This window comes from Agriterribacter sp. (assembly GCF_035445465.1).
Classification (GTDB): Bacteria; Bacteroidota; Bacteroidia; order Chitinophagales; family Chitinophagaceae; genus Agriterribacter.
This window is the reverse complement of record NZ_DAOMQT010000120.1, coordinates 1-3,579: the sequence shown is the minus strand read 5'-3', so window position 1 is coordinate 3,579 and position 3,579 is coordinate 1. Positions and strand designations below refer to the sequence as shown.

3 protein-coding genes are annotated in these 3,579 nt (G+C 45.2%); 1 reads left to right on the top strand and 2 read right to left on the bottom strand.

Going from position 1 to position 3,579, the window contains the following annotated elements:
* Positions 1-27: 27 nt before the first annotated feature.
* Positions 28-1,137, top strand: coding sequence for a PA0069 family radical SAM protein (locus PLE34_RS21745; RefSeq protein WP_324560734.1), 1,110 nt, complete (start codon positions 28-30; stop codon positions 1,135-1,137).
* 159 nt (positions 1,138-1,296) lie between these two features.
* On the opposite strand, the gene PLE34_RS21740 is transcribed toward PLE34_RS21745, so the two are convergent.
* A complete protein-coding gene (locus tag PLE34_RS21740; protein ID WP_324560731.1) occupies positions 1,297-2,847 on the bottom strand; it encodes a glycoside hydrolase family 10-like protein in 1,551 nt (516 codons plus the stop codon).
* A 77-nt stretch (positions 2,848-2,924) separates the two neighbouring features.
* Positions 2,925-3,398: a MarR family winged helix-turn-helix transcriptional regulator gene (locus tag PLE34_RS21735; protein WP_324560728.1), complete on the bottom strand. Its 474-nt coding sequence runs from the start codon at positions 3,396-3,398 to the stop codon at positions 2,925-2,927.
* Positions 3,399-3,579: the final 181 nt, after the last annotated feature.

The window sequence follows — 3,579 nt, the reverse complement described above, 5'->3', positions numbered from 1 at the left end:
GTCTTTGTGGTTCACAAAAAAAATTTTATGTCAGAAAAACTTAAGCAGGATCACTATAAAGTTTCCGCTAAAGCAAAAGAGGAAGCGGAACAATATTTACAGGGGCGGGGCGCACAGTTCAATACCAAAAACCGGTTTCTGAAAGACGAGCGTACAAAGGAACATATAGAAGCCATTGACGACTGGTCGGAAGGCAATACACCTACACAGTACCTGGAGCAACTGTCGAAAACCATTGTAAATAAAGTAGACAGCCCGGATGTGGGTATGGCTTACAGCATGAATGCCTATGCCGGCTGCGAGCATGGCTGCATTTACTGCTATGCCCGTAATGTGCATGAATACTGGGGCTATAGCGCAGGACTGGATTTTGAGCGGAAGATCATTGTTAAAAAAAATGCCCCGCAACTGTTGCGTAAGCAGCTCATGCACCCCAAATGGGAAGTAATGCCCATTATGCTGAGTGGCAATACTGATTGCTACCAGCCCGCAGAACAAAAATACCGGTTAACACGCGGACTGTTAGAAGTATGTAATGAATTCAACCAGCCGGTAGGCATTCTTACCAAAAACGCGTGGATCATTAAAGACAAAGACGTGCTGCAGGAGCTGGCCAAAAAACGCCTGGTATCGGCAATGGTTTCCATTACTTCCTTTAATGAGGATTTGCGGAGGGTGATGGAGCCAAGGACAACTACAGCAAAGCAGCGGCTGAAAGTAATAGAAGAATTAAGCAGTGCCGGCATTCGCATGGGAGTGATGATGGGGCCTATGATCCCAGGGCTCAATGATCACGAGATGCAGCGTATTATGAAAGCCGCGGCAGATGTGGGTGCTGTATTTACCGCTTATACGTTCATCCGTTTAAATGGCGCTATTAAATTTTTGTTTCACGACTGGCTGTATAAAAATTTTCCCGACCGTGCAGACAAAGTATGGCATTTAATTGAGCAGAGCCACGATGGGAAAGTAAACGATACCCGCTGGGGCCTGCGTATGCGCGGCGAAGGCGCCATAGCGGAGATCATAACGCAACAGTATATAAAATACGGAAAAATGTATCACATGAATGAAGACCGTTTTGAATTAGACACTACCATCTTCAGAAGACCGGGGCAGCAGGGGAGATTGTTTTAGAATTATAACCTGCGTTTTTGATGTTTTTCACTTCCGAACATCCGAAATTCACGTTAATAGAAATATATGCCTAAAAACAAGTGCTGTCAGGCATACCAAATAAAGATGCTGCAGAAGCGTGGATAAAATCTGCGTATCTGCAGCAAAAAGCCAAACATTTCATTTCACCGTTTCCCATTCCGCTTTTTCACTGGCTCTTTCTAACTTTTGCAGTATGCTGATCTCACTTTCCACATTGTTGATATCTACAGCAGTTAATCCTATATACAGCTCCTTTCCGGATTGTGGCAACAGGGATAATGCCAGTACATAATCTAATGAATCGGAAACGGTGGGGATGAGCTTTAATGGCGCCCTGTTGGAAATATCGGTATCTTCTAAGGAAGAGAAGGCATACAGGGCAAATTGCCGCAGGCGTTTTTCTTTATCAATATAGGCGGCGTTTATCCTTACCTGCTGGTTCGCGGCATTGCCTTCGGTGACAATAGCGTTAATTACCGGGGGAACGGGCGGTATGCTGTCTATCCACGGCATGGGAGGAATTAAAGCCGGGTATTTATAGTAGTGCTGCTGCAAGCTGTCGTTCCATCCGTTGGGATTTTTTAAAAAAGATTTGCTGCTGAAATACACCTGGCCCTGTATGGTGCTGTATGATCTTGCATCCCTTATTTGCATGGGAATAATATTCCTGTCGCGCCACCGGGCATTGGTTCCTGCTTTATAAATACCCAATCCTACATAACAATGTTTCCCATAACTGTGCCGGCTCCACCAGTCAACCAGCACTTCGTAGGGCGCCGCGCGGTGCCCGTGTTCCCAGTACAACTGGGGCACTACGTAGTCAATATAGCCTTCCTTCAGCCACAATAGTATATCTGCATACAGGTCATCGTAATTGGTTTGCCCGGCTTTGGTATCACTGCCCAGGCTATCTTTGTCGTTATTGCGCCATACTCCAAAAGGGCTGATGCCAAATTTACAGTGCGGGTTCTCCTGCCGTATACCACGGTGCAACTTTACGATAATAGAGTCCACATTACTCCTGCGCCAGTCGCCCCTGTCCATGCCTCCCCCATATGCTGCATAAGTTTTATCATCCGGGAATTCCTGGCCGGCTATCCTGTAGGGGTAAAAATAATCATCGAAGTGGAGCGCATCTACGTCATAACGGCTAACAATATCGCGGATCACATGCACTACATATTCCTGGGCCTGCTTATTGCCCGGATCAAAATATCTTTTACCCCCGTAAGCTACAAACCATTCAGGATGTATTTTGGTAATATGTGTAGGCGAAATGGAAGATTTGCCGATCTGTAATTCTGCCCTGTAAGGATTGCACCAGGCGTGAAACTCCAGCCCTCTTTTATGCGCTTCTTCAATCATGAACTGCAGCGGATCATAATAAGGGGAGGGGGCACGGCCCTGCTTACCCGTAAGCCACTCGCTCCAGGGCTCATAAGGCGAAGGATAGAAAGCATCCGTTGCCGGTCGGATCTGCACAATAACCGCGTTCATTCCGTTTTGCACATGCATATCCAGCAGCTTCCTGTATTCGGCTTTCTGGCTCTCCGGATTATAATTACCCTTCGAGGGCCAGTCAATATTATCTACCGTAGCGATCCAGGCGGCACGAAATTCATATTTAGGTTGTGCAACGCAAAAAACAAAAGGACAAACGGCAGCCCAGAGGATAAGCAGAATTTTCATGCAGCAATTATAACAATAAAGGAACAATAAACCGTGAAGGTAGTTTTAAATTTAACCTGCCATTTATTGTCGTCATACTATTCAGGCTTCCTGATCTTGTCTAATAACTGGTTAAGCATTTTTACTTCCGGCTCCGGCAAGGCACGTAACAGCGCGTCCATTTCTTCATTCCTGCGATCCAAACGTTCCAGCATAGCCATACCCCTGGGGGTAATAGCAATATCTACCAGGCGTTTATCGGTGAGGCAGGTTTTTTTATTAGCCAGCCCTTTTACTGTTAACCGGTCTACAATACGGCTGGTATCACTCATCTTATCCAGCATTCTTTCCCTTATTTGCATGGTAGAAATGGGTTTGGGATAAGCGCCTCTCAGTATACGGAGAATATTGAATTGCTGCGGCGTTATTTTTTCCCGGCCAAGAATTTTCTTCTGGCGTTCCATGATCCAGTTGCAGGTATAGATCATGTTGATCATGCCTTTTTGATGCTCGTTACGGAATGTGGTCTGGCGGATATCCTCTTCTAACGACATGCTAACGGTTTGCTGCAAAAATATATTTTTAAATCTTTTTTAACATTATATTAAAAAAAGTGCTGAATTCCAGCAGTCAAATGCCCCGCAGCATACTGCGTAATGTTTCGTAAATTTGTTCAACCTGAAAATTACAGATCATGTTCTTTAAACCTCTTCTTATCGTATTAATAGCTCCCATGATCTTTTGCCAGTGTAG